General features: G+C 74.2%; 19 protein-coding genes. 6 read left to right on the top strand and 13 right to left on the bottom strand.

Annotated elements, in window-relative coordinates; genetic code table 11:
* Window positions 1-39: 39 nt before the first annotated feature.
* Both ACF1BE_RS12270 and ACF1BE_RS12265 read right to left on the bottom strand, forming a co-directional pair.
* Window positions 40-1,473: a maleylpyruvate isomerase N-terminal domain-containing protein gene (locus ACF1BE_RS12270; RefSeq protein ID WP_392198931.1), complete on the bottom strand. Its 1,434-nt coding sequence runs from the start codon at window positions 1,471-1,473 to the stop codon at window positions 40-42.
* Window positions 1,470-2,027, bottom strand: a complete 558-nt coding sequence (locus ACF1BE_RS12265; protein WP_392198930.1) for an RNA polymerase sigma factor — start codon at window positions 2,025-2,027, stop codon at window positions 1,470-1,472. Before ACF1BE_RS12265 ends, ACF1BE_RS12270 begins: the two co-directional genes overlap by 4 nt.
* A gap of 341 nt (window positions 2,028-2,368) precedes the next feature.
* On the opposite strand from ACF1BE_RS12265, the gene ACF1BE_RS12260 reads away from it, so the two are divergent.
* The gene (locus ACF1BE_RS12260; protein WP_392198929.1) at window positions 2,369-2,743 is read left to right on the top strand and encodes an STAS domain-containing protein; all 375 of its coding nucleotides are present in this window, start codon (window positions 2,369-2,371) and stop codon (window positions 2,741-2,743) included.
* Window positions 2,744-2,922: 179 nt separating this feature from the next.
* The gene (locus ACF1BE_RS12255) at window positions 2,923-3,435 is read left to right on the top strand and encodes an EF-hand domain-containing protein (RefSeq protein WP_392198928.1); all 513 of its coding nucleotides are present in this window, start codon (window positions 2,923-2,925) and stop codon (window positions 3,433-3,435) included.
* A gap of 13 nt (window positions 3,436-3,448) precedes the next feature.
* Here the strand turns inward: ACF1BE_RS12255 and purU are convergent, their stop codons facing one another.
* Entirely contained in the window at window positions 3,449-4,333 is an 885-nt protein-coding gene (purU, locus tag ACF1BE_RS12250; protein ID WP_392198927.1) for a formyltetrahydrofolate deformylase, read from the bottom strand.
* Between the two features lie 61 nt (window positions 4,334-4,394).
* Entirely contained in the window at window positions 4,395-4,895 is a 501-nt protein-coding gene (locus ACF1BE_RS12245) for a hypothetical protein (RefSeq protein ID WP_392198926.1), read from the bottom strand.
* A gap of 117 nt (window positions 4,896-5,012) precedes the next feature.
* Here ACF1BE_RS12245 and ACF1BE_RS12240 point away from each other — a divergent pair, with 117 nt between their 5' ends.
* Window positions 5,013-6,338 (top strand): ABC transporter substrate-binding protein, encoded by a 1,326-nt coding sequence (locus ACF1BE_RS12240; protein ID WP_392198925.1) that lies wholly within the window; start codon window positions 5,013-5,015, stop codon window positions 6,336-6,338.
* A 31-nt stretch (window positions 6,339-6,369) separates the two neighbouring features.
* Here ACF1BE_RS12240 and ACF1BE_RS12235 read toward each other — a convergent pair whose 3' ends face one another.
* Window positions 6,370-8,103: a hypothetical protein gene (locus ACF1BE_RS12235; RefSeq protein WP_392198924.1), complete on the bottom strand. Its 1,734-nt coding sequence runs from the start codon at window positions 8,101-8,103 to the stop codon at window positions 6,370-6,372.
* Window positions 8,104-8,303: 200 nt separating this feature from the next.
* Window positions 8,304-9,689 (bottom strand): transcriptional regulator, encoded by a 1,386-nt coding sequence (locus ACF1BE_RS12230; protein WP_392198923.1) that lies wholly within the window; start codon window positions 9,687-9,689, stop codon window positions 8,304-8,306.
* Between the two features lie 267 nt (window positions 9,690-9,956).
* On the opposite strand from ACF1BE_RS12230, the gene ACF1BE_RS12225 reads away from it, so the two are divergent.
* Window positions 9,957-10,622, top strand: a complete 666-nt coding sequence (locus ACF1BE_RS12225) for a bifunctional DNA primase/polymerase (RefSeq protein WP_392198922.1) — start codon at window positions 9,957-9,959, stop codon at window positions 10,620-10,622.
* 57 nt (window positions 10,623-10,679) lie between these two features.
* Here ACF1BE_RS12225 and ACF1BE_RS12220 read toward each other — a convergent pair whose 3' ends face one another.
* The 3 genes from ACF1BE_RS12220 to ACF1BE_RS12210 all read right to left on the bottom strand — a co-directional run bounded on the left by ACF1BE_RS12220 (window position 10,680) and on the right by ACF1BE_RS12210 (window position 13,429).
* Window positions 10,680-11,498, bottom strand: coding sequence for a class I SAM-dependent methyltransferase (locus ACF1BE_RS12220; protein WP_392198921.1), 819 nt, complete (start codon window positions 11,496-11,498; stop codon window positions 10,680-10,682).
* 69 nt (window positions 11,499-11,567) lie between these two features.
* Window positions 11,568-12,461, bottom strand: coding sequence for an alpha/beta fold hydrolase (locus ACF1BE_RS12215; protein ID WP_392198920.1), 894 nt, complete (start codon window positions 12,459-12,461; stop codon window positions 11,568-11,570).
* Between the two features lie 275 nt (window positions 12,462-12,736).
* Entirely contained in the window at window positions 12,737-13,429 is a 693-nt protein-coding gene (locus tag ACF1BE_RS12210) for a metal-dependent transcriptional regulator (protein ID WP_392198919.1), read from the bottom strand.
* A 216-nt stretch (window positions 13,430-13,645) separates the two neighbouring features.
* On the opposite strand from ACF1BE_RS12210, the gene ACF1BE_RS12205 reads away from it, so the two are divergent.
* Complete coding sequence (locus ACF1BE_RS12205) at window positions 13,646-14,401, top strand: SIS domain-containing protein (protein ID WP_392198918.1); 756 nt, start codon at window positions 13,646-13,648, stop codon at window positions 14,399-14,401.
* Here the strand turns inward: ACF1BE_RS12205 and ACF1BE_RS12200 are convergent.
* From ACF1BE_RS12200 to pdxH, 3 genes are all read right to left on the bottom strand, one after another.
* Window positions 14,389-15,813, bottom strand: a complete 1,425-nt coding sequence (locus ACF1BE_RS12200; protein WP_392198917.1) for a PAS domain-containing protein — start codon at window positions 15,811-15,813, stop codon at window positions 14,389-14,391. The two genes, ACF1BE_RS12205 and ACF1BE_RS12200, sit on opposite strands and share 13 nt — an antisense overlap.
* A 113-nt stretch (window positions 15,814-15,926) precedes the next feature.
* Window positions 15,927-16,385: a GNAT family N-acetyltransferase gene (locus ACF1BE_RS12195; RefSeq protein ID WP_392198916.1), complete on the bottom strand. Its 459-nt coding sequence runs from the start codon at window positions 16,383-16,385 to the stop codon at window positions 15,927-15,929.
* Window positions 16,386-16,757: 372 nt separating this feature from the next.
* Window positions 16,758-17,444 (bottom strand): pyridoxamine 5'-phosphate oxidase, encoded by a 687-nt coding sequence (gene pdxH, locus ACF1BE_RS12190; RefSeq protein ID WP_392198915.1) that lies wholly within the window; start codon window positions 17,442-17,444, stop codon window positions 16,758-16,760.
* Window positions 17,445-17,620: 176 nt separating this feature from the next.
* Here pdxH and ACF1BE_RS12185 point away from each other — a divergent pair, with 176 nt between their 5' ends.
* Complete coding sequence (locus ACF1BE_RS12185; RefSeq protein ID WP_392198914.1) at window positions 17,621-18,721, top strand: citrate synthase 2; 1,101 nt, start codon at window positions 17,621-17,623, stop codon at window positions 18,719-18,721.
* Window positions 18,722-18,772: 51 nt separating this feature from the next.
* On the opposite strand, the gene ACF1BE_RS12180 is transcribed toward ACF1BE_RS12185, so the two are convergent.
* Entirely contained in the window at window positions 18,773-19,819 is a 1,047-nt protein-coding gene (locus ACF1BE_RS12180) for an isopenicillin N synthase family dioxygenase (protein ID WP_392198913.1), read from the bottom strand.
* Window positions 19,820-20,039: the final 220 nt, after the last annotated feature.

Below are 20,039 nucleotides of genomic sequence, written 5' to 3'. Positions count from 1 at the left end.
ACGCCCGTGGAACCCGGCGCCCGGGACGGGCGCTTCCGGTCACATCCGGCTCAGGCTCGCCGTGGCGAAGAGAACGTCCCTGATCGCCCGGCGGTCGCCGTGCTGGCCCGCCGCGGCGTCCTCCGGGGAGATGTGGCCCGCGGCCAGGTGACAGAACTCCACGCCGTCCAGGGCGACATGCGCCACCTCGTGGTCGGCGGAGCCCACCGCCGCCGGTGAGTCGAGCGGGATCAGCCACTCGCCGCCGGCCGCGCCCTCGATCTCCAGGCGCAGGCTGCGTCCGGGGGCGCCGGCCGGGACCAGGTGGGGTGTCCCGCCGCCCGGTGCGGACAGGCCCGCACGGCGGCGTCCGGCGAGAACCACCGGCAGCAGCCGGGCCGCGAGGTCGATCATCCGGTTGAGGTGACGCGGGGCCGGCGGCTCGTACGGGTAGTGCACCGCCTCCGCGATGTCCGCGGCGTGCACCCAGCACTCGAAGGCGCGGTCCAGCATCGCGTCGTGCAGGGGCAGGGCGAAGTCGCCGTACGTCACCGGCAGTCCGCCGGCGTGGCCGCCCGTGAAGGCCACCGTCCGCACCAGGCTGTGGCTCTGCTCCCGCCAGGGTCCGCGCACCGTGCGGGTCGGCGGGAAGCGGGAGGCCCGCCAGTACGCCTCCGTGCGCCCGGCCGGGCCGGTGACGCCGTCGCCCCGCCCGGGCGCCGCGGGGAGCGGGTCCTCCAGGCCGAGCGCCGCCGCGACCAGCCCGTCGACCGACAGCAGGTGCGCGATGACCCCGGCGACCGTCGTACGGCGGCTCGTCGGGCGGTCGTCGTCGAACCAGCGCAGCCGCACCGGCGCGTGCCACTCCGCGTCGCCGAAGTCCTGGAGCAGCGCGTCCAGGCGCGCGGTCTCGGCGTCGTAGGGCACGGCCCAGTCGGGCACCGGGATACGCGGCGGCCGGCGGCTCAGGCAGTTCTTCAGGACGCGGGTGCGCAGTGCGGGGTTCAGGTCGAGGCTCTCCGGCTGGTACAGCAGGCCGACCGCCTCGCGCAGCCGGCGGGCCTCGTCGGCGCAGCCGCCGCAGTCGCCCAGGTGTTCCTCGACGGCCGCCGTCTCCGCCGCGGAGCAGGCGGCCAGCGCCCAGGCGCCGAGGAGCGACTTCAGGACGCCGTGCGACAGTTCGGGCGGCGCGGGGGCGTGGTCCGCGGGGGCGTGGTCCGCCGGGCCGGTGAGGCCGGGCGGCCGGGGGCCGTCGTCCTCGACGCAGGCGCGGGGTGTGGATATCCGGGACTGCCTGGCCGGGCCGGGACCGCCGGTGCCGTGGGACGCGTTGCCCGCGCGGGCCCCGGCGCCGGGGTCGTCGTGGGCGGGGTGTCCGGGGTCCGTCCCGGCGCCGCCGTGCGGCTGTTCGCCGTCGGCCTCGCGCGCGTGCCGCTCCCGCGCGCCGCGGTCCTCGCGCCCGTCGTGCGCCTCGGACCGGTCGGCGCCGCTCACGCCGCACCTCCGTGTTCCGGCGGTGTGCCGGCGTCGTGGGCGGTGGACAGCAACTGCAGGCCGAGGCGGAGCCGGCGGCGGGCCTCCTCCTCGGTGACTCCGAGGTCGGCCGCGGTCTGGCGGTAGTCGCGGCGCTGGGAGTAGGCGAGGTCCAGGGCGGCGCGCAGCGGGGCCGGCATGGAGTGGACGATGTAGTCGGCGCGGGCGGCGACCGAGGCACGGCGGACGGTGTTCTCCAGTTCCTCGGGCCGCGGCTGCTCCCGTTCCTCCCGGTCGCGCAGCCGCCGGACGGCGGCCCGGTGGGTGAGGCCGGCGATCCAGGTGCGCAGGGGCCCCTGTCCGGGGTCGTAGGTCTCGGGGTGTTCCCAGACGTGGGCGAAGATCTCGCGGGTGACGGCGTCGGCGGCCTCCTCGGCGCCGAGGACGCGGTGGGCGAGGCCGTGCACGAGGGAGGCGAACCGGTCGTAGAGCTCGCCGAGGGCCGCGGCCTCACCGCGGGCGAGCCGCTGCTGCATCTTCCGGTCCCAGCGGGGTGGTACGTCCTTCCCGGCCATGCCGTCCCCTCCCCTCGCGCGTGTCCGGCCCGACCAGCCTGTCGTCCCTGCCGTCCCGAATGTAGTCGGCACGTCTGACAGCGCACGCCCCTGTGTGTCAAAGTGCGCCCCCCGGAGCACCGCAGGTGATAGTGCCCTCTTCACACATCCTTCACGCCCGCCGCGTGTGACTCTGATCGAATTTGGTCGATAGTGACCGAAACAAGCCTCTTGTCGATCACCTGCCGTTTACCGCTTCGCGTTTCAGGGAACGGCCGCTGGGCAGCCGCCCCGAAGGAAACGTAGGAACTGCTTCCGTTTCCGGGCGGTTCCGGGAATCCGGCGAACGGAGGGGCAGGGCCGTGGTATTCAACGTGACCGGCGTCGAACAGGGCGAGTGGGCCGTGCTCCGGGTCTCCGGGGAACTGGACCTGATGACCTCCCCGGTGTTGCGTCAGCGGGTGCACGACGTCGTCGCCGAGGGACACCACAGCCTGGTCGTGGACCTCTCCGACGTCTTCTTCTGCGACTCCAGCGGAGTCGGCGTGCTCATCGCCTCCCGCCGGCTGATCCGCTCCTGCCAGGGCCGGCTCCGGCTGATCCTGCCGGACCACGGCGCGGAGGACGGCTCGCACGTCAACCGCGTCCTCGGCGCGCTCGGCGTCCGCCGCCTCTTCGACGTCCGCCCCGACCTCGACACGGCGACCACCGACGAGGCCGGGCCCCTCTCCGCCTGAGCGGCCCGCACGGCCGCGTGCGCGGCAACACCGTTGTCGCGGAATTCCCCCGGTCCTGGCACAACCGCCGGTTTCCCGCCACCCGGCAGTCATCCGCGTCGTACGCTCCCTGCCAGGCCGGCCCCACCGACGGGCGCAGCCCACATGGACGACCCACACGTAAGGCGGTCCGAACAGACATGGTCAGCACCGAGTACGAGCGCAGGATCGCCGCCCGGTTCGCCACCTTCGACCAGGACGGCAACGGCTCCATCGACCGCGCGGACTTCAGCGCGGCGGCCAAGGCCCTGCTCGCCGAGTTCACCGTGCCCGCCCGCTCCGACCGGGGCCAGGCGCTGTACGCCGGTGCGGAGGCGTTCTGGCAGGGCATGGCCGGCATCGCCGACCGGGACGGCGACCAGCGCATCACCCGCGAGGAGTTCGTCACCGGGGCGGTCAAGCGGCTGCGGGACAACCCCGGCCGCTTCGCCGAGATCGCCCGCCCCTTCCTGCACGCGGCCCTGGCCGTGGCCGGCGCCGACGACGCCGGCCGGCTGGGCACCGCCGACGCCGCGCGCGTGCTGCGGGTGCTGCGCGTGCCGGACGAGGTGGCCCGGCAGGTCGCCGCCGCCCTCGACACCGACGGCGACGGCACGATCGGCGAGGCGGAGATCGTACCGGCGTTCGCGCGCTACTTCACGGTCGCCGAGTAGCCGCCGCGGCGCGTCAGGCGAAGACGACCGTCCGCCGGCCGTTGAGCAGGATCCTGCGCTCCGCATGCCACTTGACGGCGCGCGCCAGCGCCTGGCACTCCACGTCCCGCCCGACGGCCACCAGCTGGTCCGGCGTCACGTCGTGCCCGACCCGCTCGACCTCCTGCTCGATGATCGGCCCCTCGTCGAGGTCGGCGGTGACGTAGTGCGCCGTCGCCCCGATCAGCTTCACACCCCGCGCGTGCGCCTGGTGGTACGGCTTCGCGCCCTTGAAGCTCGGCAGGAAGGAGTGGTGGATGTTGATGATGCGTCCGCTGAGCTGCTTGCAGAGGTCGTCCGAGAGGACCTGCATGTAGCGGGCGAGGACGACGAGTTCGACGTCCTCCTCGCGGACGATCTCGAGCAGCTTGCCCTCGCCCTCCGCCTTGTTCTCCCTCGTCACCGGAATGTGGTGGAAGGGGATGTTGTACGAACCCACCAGCTCCTGGAAGTCGGTGTGATTCGACACCACGCCGACGATCTCCACGGGCAGCGCCCCGATCCGCGCCCGGAACAGCAGGTCGTTCAGGCAGTGCCCGAACCGGCTGACCATCAGCAGGATCCGCATCTTCTGGTCGGCCCGGTGGATCTGCCAGTCCATGTGGAAGGAGTCGCCGATCGCGGCGAAGCTCGCCCGCAGCTTCTCCACCGTCACCGGCGCCTCGGCCGAGAAGTGGACGCGCATGAAGAACAGACCTGTGTCGTGGTCGCCGAACTGCTGGCTGTCCTCGATGTTGCAGCCGGTCATGAACAGGTAGCTGGACACGGCGTGCACGATGCCCTGCTTGTCCGGGCAGGAAAGCGTGAGGACGTACTGGTCGGCCGGCGCGGCGGCCGAGGAGGCGGACTGCTCGTTCATGCACCACAGGGTCCCATACCGGCGGCCCGCCGCTCCCGGTCGTCCGCCAGCCGGACCCGCGCTACGCGCTGCGGGTCTGGATGCGCAGGACGTCCAGGCTCTTCGGCGGCGTCTCCGGGTCGTCCCCGTCGCTCACCGACATCCGCACGTGCGCGTCGCGCGCCGCCCGCACCGCCTCCGGCCATCCGGGATGCTCCAGGTACGCGGCGACCGGGGCGTCCGGCCCGACCTGGTGCATGATCCGCAGCACCCGCAGCACAGCGGTGTCGACGAGCGCCGCCTCCTGCGAGTCGCGGAAGATGGTGCCGACGTACTTCTCCGCGGACCAGTTGTCCAGCCAGGTGTCCTCCACCAGCCGGTACACGGCGTCGGTGACGTCACCGAAGCCGTCCAGGCCGGCCAGCCAGACGTCCCGCTGGAACACCGGGTCGGAGAGCATGTGCAGCGCCGAGCGCACGTTGCTGCGCCACCGCCACCACGGCATGTCGTTCAGGGGCATGCCGCCCATGGTGGAGGAGCGACGGCCGCGACGGGAAGTGTTCTCCGAACCTTGCACGGTCATCGATCGTACGTTCCGCCCGCCGCGGGTCCCACCGGCCCCCGCAATTCATCCCGCGGTCACCCTTTGTCGACCGTGGGTCACTTCCGGGTTAGTGGTGTGAGGGAATCGTGTGTGCGCATGACCGGCAGGCGACGCACCCGCAGCACCTTCCCTCCCGCACCCTCCCGTGCTGTCAGAGCCAGCACCCTCGCGGCGGGCGCCGTGGCCCTCTGTACGTCGCTCACCGCCGCATGCGGGGTCGTGCCCGGTGCCACGGGGGGCTCCGGGGACGACCCCGTGAAGGTGATGACCTGGGCCCCGCAGGACACCGACGCGACCAACAAGCCCGGCATGCCGGCGATGGCCCGCGCCTACGCCCGGTGGGTCAACGCGCACGGCGGCATCCACGGCCGCAGCATCCAGGTGCTGACCTGCAACGACCACAACGACAGCGTGGGCGCGGCGAAGTGCGCGCGGCGGGCGGTGGACGAGGACGTCGTCGCGGTCGTGGGCTCCTACAGCCAGTTCGGCGACTCCTTCCTCGCCCCGCTGGAGGGCGCCGGCATCCCCTACGTCGGCGGCTACGGCGTCACCAACGACGAGTTCACCGGCGCCCTGTCCTATCCGGTGAACGGCGGCCAGCCCGCTCTCCTGGCCGGCCTCGGCGAGGCCCTGGCGGCCGGCTGCGGCAACGTCGCCCTGGTACGCCCCGACAGCATCGCCGGCGACCAGCTGCCCACGATGCTCGACTCGGGGCTGAGGGCGGGCGGACACTCGGACGCCGGCGACCAGCTGGCCGCGGAGGACGCCACCGAGTACGGCGGCCAGGCCGAGCGGGCGCTGCGGTACGCGACCAGGGAGACGGCGAGGAAGGGCTGTGTGGTGCCCGCACTCGGGGACCGCACGGACACCTTCATGGACTCCTTCCGGCGGGCCCGCGACGACTTCCCGCAGGTGCGCACGGCGACCGTGCTGGGCAGCGTCGACCAGACCGTGATCGACGCCACCGGCGGGGCGTCGGGGCCGTACGAGGGGTCGTACATCACCGGCTGGTACCCGGTCGCCTCCGACCCGCGGTGGGCCCCGATGAAGAAGGTGATCAACGAGGAGGCCTTCGGCGACAACCGCATCGACCCCGCGGACGCCGGTGTGCAGACCACCTGGATCGCCTACACCGTCCTCAGGGCCGCGCTGGAGCGGATCGGCGACGGCGAGGTGAGCGCCGACACCGTGCGGCACACCCTCGGCGGCGGCCTGCGCGTCTCCACCGGCGGCCTCACCCCGACCCTGCGCTGGCCCTACGAGAGCAGGCTCGCCGCGGTCGGCTTCCCGCGGCTGGTCAACGCCCACGTCACCCTCCAGGTCGTCCGCGACGGCAGGCTGGTCGCGGCCCGCAAGGGCACCGGCGGCAACGGCGGGATCACCGACATGACGGCCATCCTGGAGCACGCCGACGTGCCGTGACGGGTCCCGGCGGCCGGGACCCGTCGGGCGGTCACAGCTGGGTGGGCTGGCGCTGGGTCAGACCGTACTTCCGCGCGATCGCGTTCCACAGCGCCGCCGCCTTCGCCTTCTGCGCGCTGGCGGTGCCGCTCTCCCGGTTGCCGGCCTGCGTCTCACCGGTGGTCCGGGCGTGCCCCTTGTGGCAGACCTTGCGGCCCTTGGCCTGGTCGGCCCAGGCCGCGTAGTGGTTGTCGGCCGCGGCGGACGCCTGCCAGGCACTGGTCAGTGCGGCCGTCAGGTCGCCGCTGCCCGGCAGCTTGTCGACGGACAGCGTGCCGAGCCGGGTGACCAGTGCGCCGCGCTGCTTGGCCGCGTCCCGCAGGCCGGCGGCGGCCTGGTCGAGGTTGTCGCACCGCCGGACGTCGGTCACCGCCTGGATCACCGAGGCACGGCTGCTGCCGCTGTCCGCGAGCAGCTTGTCCAGGTCGACCGCCTGCTGCCGGGCGGGGTCGACGGCCGGTGAGGCGGAGCCCTGGGTGGTGGGGGACGCGGTGGCGGCCGTCTTGTCGTCGGTGCCCCCGTCCTTGCCGCCCCCGCCGCTCAGCAGCGCGCCGGCGCCCACGCCGAGCACGATCAGGCCGACGCCGATGGCGGCGATCAGCGGCAGCCGTGACCGGCCCCGGCGCCGCCCGCCCTCGTCGTCCGCCTCGGGGCCGTACGACGGCTGCGCCGGGCGGTACGGCGTCTGCGCCGGGCCGGAGTGGGCGTCGGGCACGCGCGGGAGCTGCTGGGTGGACCCGGCCGGGCCGTCGTCGCCCCCCGGGCCGCCGCGGAAGAGGTTGTCGAACTCGGCCGGCGGCTGCCGGTCCCCGCCGGCCGCCTGGGCCTGGCCGGCGTAGGGCGGGATGTACTGCGTGGCCTCCGCGTCGGAGTGCGCGGGCGCCGCCGGCCGGGGCCCGTGGCCGAGGTACCGCGTCTGCTCACCGGCCGACTCGGGCGGCGCCGTGCCCGGCGGCACCGGGGGGAGGTACTGGGTGGCGGCCTGGTCCGAGGGGGCCGCCTGGACGGGCGGCAGGTACTGGGTGGCGCCCTCGTCGGCGGGGCCCGCGGGAACCGGCGGGAGGTACTGGGTGGCGCCGTCGGCCGTGGGCGGCAGCGGGGCCCCCGCCCCCGGGAACCCGGCGCCGGGGGCGGCGGGCGGCAGCGGCGCGCCGGGTGCGGACTGCGCCGGGTACTGCTGCGAGGACTGGGGGTGCTGCGGGTACTGCTGGGGCTGCCCATAGGGGTCGGGCGCGCCGTACGCGGGCTGCTGGGGCACGCCGTAGCCACCGCTCTGCGGGCCGCCGTACTGCTGTCCCCCCTGCCCGGCGGGGTCACCCTGGCCGCCGTACTGCTGTCCCCCCTGCCCGGCGGGGGCGCCGTACGACGGGGGCCGGCCGCCGTACGGGGGCGGCTGGCTGCCGTAGGACGGGGTCTGGTTGCCGTACGACGGAGCCGGGGCGCCCTCGGGAGGCAGCGGGCCCGGGTTCGCCGCGGACGGGGGCTGCGGGCCGGCACCGTCCGGTGTGCCCCACTGCGGGGCGGCCGGTGGCAGCCCCGGGCCCGGCTGGGGTGCCTGCTGCTCCGGGCCCCGGGGGCCGCCCCAGGCCTGGCCGCCGGCCGGGGCCGCGGGGGCGGGCGTTCCGGTCGTGCCCGGCAGCAGGGGCTCGCCTCCGTCGGAGGGCAGCACGATGCCTTCGCGCGCGGGCCGCGCCGAGGGCTCCTCGCCCTGTCCACTCTGCGTCACCGGGACTCCTACCAATGGGGGACCTTGTGAATCGTCGGCTCACGCTACCGGGTCCCCCGAGCCGGGTGCCACGCAGCTCAGGACGCAACCTCCTTTCCTGTGACGGCGGTAACAGCGCCGCCCCGCGACGCGCCTCCACGGCACCGGGCGTCCGCCCGGCCGCCGTTCGCCTTCCGTTCACCACCTGGCGGGGACGGTGTTCACGCGGCCTGCGGAAGTTCCAGGCGCGCCCCGAACTCCCTCACCACCGCCTCGTCCCGGAACGGCTCCAGCCGCTGCTGGAGGTCGTCCAGGTACTCGGCACCCCGGTTGGACCGCAGGGTCTCCAGCAGCTCGACCGCCTTCATGCCCGTGCTGCAGGCCTGTTCGATCTCGCGCTGCTGCACCTGGGCCGTGGCCAGCAGCACATAGCCGATGGCGCGCCGGCGGGCGCGGGACTCGGGGTGGCCGTCGAGCGACTGCTCGGCGTACCGCGCCGCCTGTTCGGCCTGCCCCAGGTCTCGGTGGCAGTGCGCCAACTCGTCGGCCAGGTAGGCCTCGTCGAAGTGCCGGATCCACACCGGGTCGTCCCCGCGGGAGCCGTCCGCCCGCTCCATCGCCGCGACGGCCCGCCCGGTGGACGCCTGCGCCGCGCGCGCGTCGCCGAGCAGTGCGTGCCCGCGCGCCTCGGCCCCGTGGAACATCGCCTCCACGCGCGGGGTCACCTGCCCGCGCGCCCCCTCCTGGGCCGCCCGCGCCAACTGGGCGATCTCCCGCGGGTTCCCGAGCTGTGCGGCGAGGTGGCTCATGGAGGCGGCGAGGACGTAGCCGCCGTACCCCCGGTCCCCGGCGGCCTGGGCGAGCCGCAGCGACTGGATGTAGTACCGCTGGGCCAGGCCCGGTTGACCGGTGTCGACGGCCATGTACCCGGCCAGCTCGGTCAACCGGGCGACGGCCGCGAAGAGTTCCCGCCCCACGGCCTCCCGGTAGGAGCCCGCGAGCAGTCCGGAGACGACACTGTTCAGGTAGTGCACGACGACGGGGCGCACGTGCCCGCTGCCGTACTGGTGGTCGAGGTCCGTCAGCGACTGGGTCATGGCCCGTACGGCGGCGACGTCGGACTGGCCCACGCGCGGGCCCGCCTGCCGGGCGACCTGGGCGTCGGGCGCCGAGATCAGCCAGTCGCGGCTGGGTTCGACCAGCGCGGAGGCGGCGACGGAGGAGCCGGACAGGAAGTCCCGGCGCCCCACGTCGCTGCGCCACAGCTCGCAGACCTGCTCGATGGCCCCCAGTACCGTCGGCGAGAACTGGAGACCGACCCCCGAGGCGAGGTTCTTGCCGTTGGCCATGCCGATCTCGTCGATCGTGACCGTACGGCCGAGCTTGCGCCCGAGCGCCTCGGCGATGATCGCCGGCGCCCGGCCCCGCGGCTGCTGGCCGCGCAGCCAGCGGGCAACGGACGTCTTGTCGTAGCGCAGGTCGAGACCGTGCTCGGCGCCGCACATGTTGACCCGCCGGGCCAGCCCGGCGTTCGAGCACCCCGCTTCCTGGATGAGTGTCTGGAGACGTTCGTTCGGCTGCCTCGCCACGAGCGGCCTTGCGGCCATGTGCTACCCCCTGCGTTGCGATCTCCTGGAGCGTGAAGTTCGGGCCGGGAAGATCACTGCCCAGCTGACATACCGCCAATGCACGACATGTGCGGTTTGCCGGGGTAACGACGGTTGCCCTCCCCCTCCCTGGTTACCCATCCCACGCCTCGCTTCCTCCCGCGCGCCCCCGCACGTGCACCCATGCGCCCCGACTGCCGGACCGGTGCTCCTCCCCCGCGCACGCCGCGGCCGTAACCCCGGATGGGCGAGGGAGTTGAGAGGGGCGTGGAAGAGACGATCGCGGGAGCCCAGGACACTCAGAGCGCCGGTCACGTCCCGCAGCAGCGGGGGGAGTCGCTGCTGGAGACCGCCGTACGGTACGCCGAGGAACGGCACTGGGACGTGGTCCCCGGCAGCTGGCTGGAAGCGGTCGACGGGGTGCCGTACTGCTCGTGCCGTGACTTCTCCTGCCCCGCGCCGGGGGCGCACCCCGCGCGCCCCGACTGGGCGGACCGGGCGACCGGCAGCGCGACCGTCGTGCGCCGGATGTGGCAGCAGCAGCCGACGGCGTCGATCCTGATGCCGACGGGACGGACGTTCGACACGCTGTCCGTCCCGGAGAGCACCGGGTTCCTGGCCCTCGCCCGGATGGAGCGGATGGCGCTGACGCTCGGGCCGGTCACGCTGACCCCCGACCGGCGGATGCACTTCTTCGTGCTGCCGGGGGCCGGCGCCAAGGTGCCGGACCTGGTGCGGAAACTGGGGTGGTCGCTGTCGTCCCTGGATCTGCTCGTGCTGGGCGAGGGCGCGTATGTGGCCGCGCCTCCCACCCGGGTCGGCTCCCGGGGGGCCGTGCAGTGGGCCCGCCGGCCGACCCCGGCGAACCGCTGGCTGCCGGACGCGGAGGAACTGATCTCCCCGCTGACCTACGCGTGCGGCCGGGATCGCTAGGGTCGGGCGCCCGGGTCCGTCCGGGGTACGGCGCGGGCACGACGGGAGCGTGTCGTGTCAGGGCCGCCGGGCCGTCAGCACGCGCAGGCGGAAGTGGCAGTCCACGTCCTCGCCCTCGCCGGTGACGGCGGCGGCCCGGGCGCGGAAGGTCCGCCCGAGCGCGGCCAGCGCCGCGCCGTCCAGCGCGGCGAGGTCGTACATGCCGGACAGTGCCGTCCAGACCCGCTCGGGCGGCCCGCTCATGTCGACCGTCACCGTCTCCCACTCCGGCTCGCCGGCGAAGCCGGCCGCGGCGATCAGTGCGCCGAGCGCCTCCGGGTCGCGGGCCCGGCGGTCGCCCAGCGCCGGCATCCGGCGGCCGGCCGGCGCCCCGGCGAGCGCCTGCGGCAGCAGCTCGCCGAACAGCTCGTACGCCGTCCCGCTCCCGCCGGCCCCGATGGCGCAGGCCAGCAGGCCGCCCGGGGCCAGGACCCGGGACAGCTCGGCGAGGACCTGGCCGAGGTCGGCCATCAGCATCAGTGCCAGGTGCGAGACGCAGGCGTCGAAGGCGCCGGTGCGGAACGGGAGCCGCTGGGCCCGGGCCTCCAGCAGGGCCGCCGCGGACAGCGCCGGCCGACGGCGGGCCAGGGACAGCGACCGCGGTGAGAGGTCGACCCCGGCGAGCCGGCGGCCGGGGGTGCCGGCCAGCAGTTCCAGCAGCAGGCCGTCACCACAGCCGAGGTCCAGGACGCGGTGGCGGCCGGTGACGCGGTCCCGCAGGACCTCGTAACCGGTGCGGGCGCCGGCGGCGCGGGCCGCGGCGAACGCCTCGGTGGTCACCGCCGGCCGGCCGGCGTGGAAGCCCTTCAGGAAGTCCTCCTGGGCCTGGATGCTCATGCGCGGTCCTCGCTGTGGGTACGGGGGCGGTGGCCGCCCGGGGAAGGGAACGGCAGCTGGCGCGGCCGGTCAGCCGGTGAGGACCTGCCCGAGGAAGGGTTCGACCGCGGCGCGCCAGGACTCCGGGTGGTCGTAGTGGGCGAGGTGGCCGGCGTCGGGCACCTCGGCATAGGCGCCCCGGGGCAGGACCCGGACCATCTCCTGGGCCTCGGCGCGGCCCAGTTCGCCGTCGAGACCGCGGACGACGAGCGCGGGGCACCGGACCTGGGCCAGTTCCTCCCAGTGGGCGTCGTACACCCATGCCTCGCGGGAGCTGAGCATCTGCTCCGGCTCGAAGATGGGCCGCCAGCCGTCCTGGCACTCGTGCATCACCTCGGCGTAGAACGCGCCGCGCGCGGGGTTCGGCCGCTCCACCCAGGGGTCGTCCTCGCCGAACCAGGCGCGGACGTCGGCGAGGCTGGCGAAGGGGAGGGGCCAGGACCGGAACCAGTTGGTCCATTCGCGCTGCGAGGCCGCGCCGAGCGCGGAAGCCCGCATGTCGCAGATGATCAGCCCGCGTACCAGGTCGGGGCGCTTCGCGGCGAGCTGCCAGGCGGTGAGCGCGCCCATGGCGTGGCCGACGAGAAGGACCGGGCCGAGGCCGAGCTGCTCGACGGCGGCCTCGGCGTCCCCGACGTAGGCCTCGCGGGTGTAGGCGGCCGGGGCGGGTTTGTCGCTCTGGCCGTGTCCGCGCTGGTCGAGCGCCACGGCGCGGTGGCGCCCGGCGAGCCAGCGGGCGGTGGCCGCCCAGTGGGAGGCGCGGCCCATCAGGCCGTGCAGTAACAGCACGCCCGGAGCGCCGGACTCCGCGTCCGTGCGCGGCTCCCCCGGCTGTTGCGGAGGGTCCGCTTTCGGAGGATCCGCGAACTCCCAGGCGGCCAGACGCACCCCGCCCGTTCCCGTCACGTCGATACGCCGTGCCATCGGCCTGGTACCCCCCAGCTCCGCCTGCCTCGTCGTCCACTTGTTTCAGGCTATCGAATACTTATTCGAAAATTTCGTCTCCGCGGACAACACCCCTCATTCGAGTGACACCTCTCAGGGAATGATCGCCGCGGTCGAGGGGATCTCTTCAGTCAGGAGGCGGACCGCTCGGGGAAAAACGGTCCGAGGGGAAATGACCCTGGGAGCTCGGGGCTCCGGGTCAGCACAGGGGAGGACGGGCTCCGGCGCCGCACGGCGCCGGGGCCTCTCCCGTCTCAGCGCTTGGCCACGAACACGTGGGAGGCGACGTCCGCCTCCAGCTCGGCCGCCTCGCCGCCGCTGCCCACCAGCACTCCGCCGGGCGACTCCGTGACACTCACCACCGAACCGGGCTGCACGCCCGCCCGCCGCAGCGTGTACATCAGCTGCGCGTCCGTCTGGATGGGCTCACCGATGCGGCGCACCACGACCGTCTTGCCGTCCGTGCCCGGGTCCAGGTCGGCCAGCGACACCATGCTCTCGTCCAGGAACGCCTCCGCCCCGTCCTTCTCGCCCAGCTCCTCCAGGCCCGGGATGGGGTTGCCGTACGGCGACTCGGTCGGGTGCCGCAGCAGCTCCAGCACGCGGCGCTCCACCGCCTCGCTCATCACGTGCTCCCAGCGGCACGCCTCCGCGTGCACCTGCTCCCACTCCAGGCCGATCACGTCCACGAGGAGACACTCGGCCAGCCGGTGCTTGCGCATCACGCGCGTGGCCAGCCGGCGCCCCTCGTCCGTCAGCTCCAGGTGCCGGTCGCTGGCCACGGACACCAGGCCGTCGCGCTCCATCCGCGCCACCGTCTGGCTCACCGTCGGCCCGCTCTGGTCCAGCCGCTCCGCGATGCGGGCGCGCATGGGGACTACGCCTTCCTCTTCGAGTTCGAGGATGGTGCGGAGATACATCTCCGTGGTGTCGATCAGTCCGGACATACGTGCCCCTCGATTACCTCAGCCGGCAGCCCGACGCGTGCGCTGGCCCTGGACCCAATTCTGCCGGATCCCACTGACAAGCGTGCGGTGCCGCGGAAACGGGGGGTCCGCCCGGCCGGGGCCGGCACCGGCACCCGGTGCCGTCGGCCGTATTGACACCGCACTGGTCCAGACCGCACGGTGATCCGCGACACAGACGCTGCGAAGGGGCACCGCATGAGCGACGGCACGCCTGCCGACCTGTTCCTCGACGCCGCCATCGGCCTGCTGCAACGGGTCCGCGACGAGGAAGCCGGGACGATCACCGCGGCCGGCACCCTGCTCGCCGACACCGTCGCGGCCGGCGGCCGCCTGTTCGCCTTCGGCGCCGGACACTCCTCCCTGGCCGCGCAGGACGTCGTCTACCGCGCGGGGGGCCTGGCCCTGATGAACCTGCTCGCCGTCCCCGGGGTCGTCGGCGTCGACGTCACCCCCGCGACCCTCGGCTCGGCCCTGGAGCGCGTCGACGGCCTCGCGAGCGCCGTCCTCGGCACCTCCCCGGTCCGCGCCGGCGACGCCCTGCTGATCATCTCCCTCTCCGGCCGCAACGCCCTGCCCGTGGAGATGGCCCAGGGCGCCCGCGCCCTCGGCGTGAAGGTCATCGGCGTGACCTCCGTCGCGTACGCCACGGAAACCACGTCCCGGCACGCCTCCGGCACCTTCCTGAAGGACCACTGCGACATCGTCCTCGACTCGAAGATCGCCGTCGGCGACGCGGAACTCACCCTCGACACCATCCCGGCGCCCTTCGCACCCGCCTCCACGGTCGTCACCACGGCTCTCGTGCAGGCGGTCATGGCGACCGCCGCCGCCGCCCTCGCCGACCGCGGCATCGAACCCCCGCTGCTGCGCTCGGGCAACGTCGACGGCGGACACGAGTGGAACGGCAGGGTGATGGACGAGTACGGCGACCGGATCTTCTACCGCCGCTGATCCGGGCCCTGTTCTTCCGGCCGCCCCCGCAGCGCCTCCGCCAGGTCCAGGGCCGTCGCGATCCGTACGGCCACGTCCTCCGCGTAGGCCGTGTCGGACCGCTCGAAGCGGTTCCGGCCGGCTCCGCGCAGGAACGTCACCACGCCCAGCGTGCGCCCCCGGCTGCGCAGCACCGCGCACAGCGCGTGCACCGCGTCGCCGGGCCACCGCCGCTCCAGTGCCCACTCCCGCGCTCGCGCCGCCGGTACCGAGCCGGCGTCGGCGCGCACGATCCCGGCCCGTTCCACGCACTGGAGCGCCGGGTGCCCCTCCGCGTACCGCACGGGCAGTCCCGCCGCGCCCGTCGGCACGCTCGGGCCCGGCGCTGCGGCGGGCGTGGCGGCGAGCCGTACCAGCCGTACCGGATCCGGCGTGCCCTCGCCCTCCGCGCGCGCCGGGCCCGCAACCCGGTCGACGAGCGCGTGGTCGGCGAAGCCGGCGAGGGCGAAGTCCAGGTGGACGGTGGCCGCCTCCACCGGGTCCTCGCACTCGGCCGCGGCCCGGGCCGCCCGGTGCAGCTGGTTCGCCCGGAACCGCAGCAGGGCCGTCTCCTGCTCACCCTGGCGGGCCTCGGTGACGTCCTGGAACAGCCAGGCCACGCCGAGCGGCACCGGCTCCTCCGCGAGCGGTGAGGCCAGCCGCAGGAACCCGCTGCGCCAGCAGCGCCGCGTCTCACCCTCCGGTGTGCGTACGCCGACCCACAGATCGGCGGGCGCGGGCGGCGCACCCTCGGCCAGGACGTGGGTGAGGGCCGCCTCCAGCTCCTCCATGCCCCGCCCGAGCAGTTCACCCAGCGGACGCCCCAGCACGGACGTGCGCCCCACGCCCAGGGCCCTTGCCGCGTGCGCGTTGACCACGGCGGGCCGCAGATCGGCGTCGACCAGCACGACCCCCCAGGACGCGTTCTCGAAGAGCGCCTCGCTCAACGCGATCGACCGCTCCAGGTCGATCTGCGCGTGCACCTCGCTGAACGCGCAGTACACCCCCGCGGGTTCTCCGTCGGGTCCGCGTACGGCGGCGGACTGCGTCCGCACCAGCACCCGGCCGCCGTCCTTGGTCACGAGCGCGAACTCGTGCACCTGCCGCCCGGGCGCCCGCATCACCGACATCAGCCGGGCGTGCACGTCCTCGGCGTCGGCGCTGCGCACCGCCCAGCCGGCGAAGCCGTGCCGGCCGACGGCCTCGCCGGCCGTCCAGCCGAGGATCCGCTCGGCCTCCCGGTTCCAGTGGGTCACCACCCCGTCGGCGTCGAAGGCGCACAGGGCCGCGTCCATGCCGTCCAGCAGCGCGGCGAGCAGGTCGGAGCCGCCGGGCTCACCGGGCTCGTCCGGCCCCAGCTCGTCCGTGGTCCCACTCCGCCGCGAAGCACTCACCTGGACCCCCTGGAGGCTGCGTCCGCGCACGTACGGCGCTCGGTCCGCTCACTGGCCTTCATTCAACTGGAACGTGACACAGCCCACATCCTGTTCCCGCAAGATTGCGGCAATCAATCCCCGGGCCCGCCCGGCGGGAGCCGTAGATCCACCCACTCGTCCCGTTCCCCGTCCAGCACGTACCGCTCGACCTCCACGAATCCGCGCCGCAGGGCGAATCGCAGCCCGTCGCCGTTCGCCGCGAGCACGCACGTCTCGATCACCCCGGCGCCGAGCGCGCGCGCGTGCGCCCGCCCGTCCTCCCACACCGCCGTCCCGAACCCGCGCCCCCGGAACGCGGGCAGCACGCGCGCGATGACGGTCGCCACGCCGTTCCGGTCCGCCGGGGGCCGCACGGTGGAACACCCGACGACCACGTCCCCGAGGTAGGCGTTGGCCAGCCGGTACCACTGCGACCGCCGCCGGGCGTCCTCCGGGGACAGGGCGGCGGGCGGTACGACCGCGTTGTGGACGTACCGCCAGTGTTCGAGCATGTCGTCGCCGTCGACGGTGACGATGCGAAGTCCGGTCACGGAAGCACGTCTACCATCCGCGCCACCCGCCTGTCAGGGCAACCGGCCCGGGAGAGTTCCCCGGCCCCGGTGCCCGGCGGCCCCTGTGCGCGAGCCCGCCGAAAAAACAGTTGAGTCCACCGGCCCCGCCTTCCTACGCTGAGGGCACGTACGAAAGGAGGTGATCGGGTACATGAGTGAAACCCGGACGCGCGAGGTGGCTGCGGGCTAGCGGCCCGCCACCACACCCAGTGCGGTGCCGGACCGGCGTGTTCACCACGCGGCCGGCCAATCCGACGCAGTCACCCGACCCGCGGGCTGCCGGTACGTCCGGCCGGCTCCTCCCTGAGGAACCCAGCCCGCGGGTCGTCTGCGTTCCCCGGACCGGTCCGGTCAGGGGCTGAGGCGTTCCACGCGCCAGGTGCCGTCCGGGCGGGCGGCGTAGCGCAGGCGGTCGTGCAGGCGGTTCTCGCGGCCCTGCCAGAACTCGACGGTCTCCGGTGCGACGCGGAAACCGCCCCAGTGGGGCGGGACCGGGACCTGTTCCCCCTCGGGGTAGCGGGTTTCGAGCACGGCGTAGGCGGTGTCCAGCTCGGCGCGGGAGGCGATCACCGTGGACTGGGCGCTGGCCCAGGCGCCCAGCTGGGAGCCGTGCGGGCGGGTGCGGAAGTAGGCGGCGGTCTCGTCGCGGCCGGTGCGGCGTGCGGTGCCGGTGACGATCACCTGGCGGGCCAGCGGATGCCAGGGGAAGAGCAGACCGACGCGCGGGTTGTGCGCGAGGTCGCGGGCCTTGGGCGAGTCGTAGTTGGTGTAGAAGACGAAGCCGTCGGTGTCGAACTGCTTCATCAGGACCGTGCGTGAGCTGGGCCGGCCCGTCGGGTCGACGGTGGAGACGACCATCGCGTTGGCCTCGTAGAGCGCGCCGTGGACGGCCGCCCGCGCGGCTTCCTCGAACCAGCGGGCGAACTGGTCCATGGGATGGGTGGCGAGGTCCTCCTCGGCGAGGCCGTCGGCCCGGTACTGCTTGCGCATGGCGGCGGGATCGAGGACGGGGTCCAGGAACGGGTCGCGGTCGGTCACGCGGTCATCTTGCCGTATCGAACGGGTATGGCACCGGGTGTCGTGTGGTCTCCCCAAGTGCGGCACCGGGAGCTATCGTGCTGATCCCCCTGCGGTTGGGTTCACCACGGGTGACGACCGGCCGATCGGGGCATCACCGGGATGACCGCCGGCCGCACATCACGAGGAGCCGCCAGATGTCCGACTTCGTACCCGGGCTCGAGGGAGTCGTCGCGTTCGAGACGGAGATCGCCGAACCCGACAAGGAGGGCGGCGCCCTGCGCTACCGGGGCGTCGACATCGAGGACCTGGTCGGGCACGTCTCGTTCGGCAACGTGTGGGGGCTGCTGGTCGACGGCGCGTTCAACCCCGGTCTGCCGCCCGCCGAGCCGTTCCCGATCCCGGTGCACTCCGGTGACATCCGGGTGGACGTGCAGTCGGCGCTGGCCATGCTGGCTCCGGTGTGGGGCCTGCGGCCGCTGCTCGACATCGACGAGCGGCAGGCACGGGCGGACCTGGCGCGGGCCGCCGTGATGGCCCTGTCCTACGTCGCCCAGTCCGCGCGCGGGCAGGCGCTGCCGATGGTGCCGCAGCGGGAGATCGACAAGGCGCACTCGGTGGTGGAGCGGTTCATGATCCGGTGGCGGGGGGAGCCGGACCCGAAGCACGTCGCCGCCGTGGACGCGTACTGGACGTCCGCCGCCGAGCACGGCATGAACGCGTCCACCTTCACCGCGCGGGTCATCGCCTCCACCGGCGCGGACGTCGCCGCCGCGCTGTCGGGCGCGGTGGGCGCGATGTCGGGGCCGCTGCACGGCGGTGCGCCGTCGCGGGTGCTCGGGATGATCGAGGAGATCGAGCGGACGGGGGACGCGGAGGCGTACGTCCGGCGGACGCTGGACCGCGGCGAGCGGCTGATGGGGTTCGGGCACCGGGTGTACCGGGCCGAGGATCCGCGGGCGCGCGTGCTGCGGCGTACGGCGCGGGAGCTGGGGGCGCCGCGGTTCGAGGTCGCGGAGGCGCTGGAGAAGGCCGCGCTGGAGGAGCTGCACAACCGCCGGCCGGACCGGGTGCTCGCCACGAACGTGGAGTTCTGGGCGGCGATCATGCTGGACTTCGCCGAGGTGCCGGCGCACATGTTCACGTCCATGTTCACGTGTGCGCGGACCGCGGGGTGGTCGGCGCACATCCTGGAGCAGAAGCGGACGGGGAGGCTGGTGCGGCCCTCCGCGCGGTACGTGGGGCCGGGGCCGCGCCGTCCGCAGGAGGTCGACGGGTACGCGGACATCGCCCACTAGGACGACGCGGAGCCGCCTGCCGGTGCGGCTCCGCGCCCTGCGGGGCGTGCGTCACGCCGGCGTCAGCAGGCCCGCGTGGTGCCGTTCGGCGACCAGCGGGTGGGCCCTGAGCTTGCCCTTCAGTTCGTTGTAGCCGTACTCCGCGTGCAACGGGTTGGCCGGGTCGGCGGTGATGCCGGGGGCCTTCGACGCGTGCGGGAAGGGCAGCGGCTCGACCTTCGCGTCCAGGCGCGGGTTGTAGAAGAACGGGACGGAGAACCGCTCGGTGGCGCCGGGCGGGCTGACGACCCGGTGGTTCGTGGCCAGGAGGTAGCCGTCGGTCGCCACCTCCAGGAGTTCGCCGAGGTTGACGACGAAGGCGCCCTCGATGGGCGGTACGTCGTGGAAGCGGCCGTCCTCGCGCTGGACCTGGAGGCCGCCGACGGTGTCCTGGAGGAGCAGGGTGAGGAAGCCGTAGTCCTTGTGCGCGCCGACGCCCTGGCCGGTGCCGTCGTCCGCGCTGCCGGGGTAGCGGACGAGCTTGAGGTGCGGGTGGGCGTGGCCGCCGAAGACGGGGTCGTAGAAGTCGGCGGGGGCGCCGATGGCGGTCAGCAGTTCGCGCAGCAGGCGCTGGGCGACCGCACTCAGCCGGTCGATCCAGGCAAGGGCGGCCGTGCGCAGTCCGGGCAGGGCGGCCGGCCACTGGTTGGGGCCCTGGAGCCACCAGTACGGGGGTTCGCCGGGGCCGGGGACGCGGGCGGGGCGTTCGGCGCCGATGTCGAGCTGGTCGCGCCAGTCGCGGGAGCCGCCGGTGCGCTCGTCGCCGGTGCGGGTGTAGCCGCGGAAGTGCGGGGAGTTCACGTTGTCCAGGGCGAGCCGGTCGGCCTCGGGGAGGGCGAAGAAGGCGCGCATGGCGGTGAGCAGGGCGTCGGTCTCGGCCGGGGTCACGCCGTGCCCGGTGAGCTGGAAGAAGCCGACGTCGTGGGCGGCGCTGTGCAGCTGGGCGTGGAGCAGGGTGCGGGCCTGGGGGCCGCGGTCGGCCGCCGACAGGTCGATGATCGGGAGCTGGTCGTACGACGGGGTCGCCGGGGTGTGCGTCGTCGCGGGGTGGATCGTCATGGTGCGTCCGCAGGGTGTACGGGGCACGGGTGGCCGCCGAGGGGGTGGAGAGCGGCCCCCGGGTGCCGGAAGAGAAAGGGAGGAGGGGGGCTGTCAGGCGGAGAAGCGCCGACAGCCCGTGCTCGTGACGCGCACGTAGTCCACGTGGCGGCGGCGGACGAGCATCGGGGACATGGGCCCAAGAGTAGCCTCCCGTGCCGGTGGTGCGTCCGGGCTCGTC

Origin of the sequence: Streptomyces sp. NPDC014991, assembly GCF_043080665.1 — a bacterium.
GTDB lineage: Bacteria > Actinomycetota > Actinomycetes > Streptomycetales > Streptomycetaceae > Streptomyces.
The sequence above is the reverse complement of the archived record's forward strand: the minus strand, read 5'-3'. Positions and strand labels throughout refer to the sequence as shown.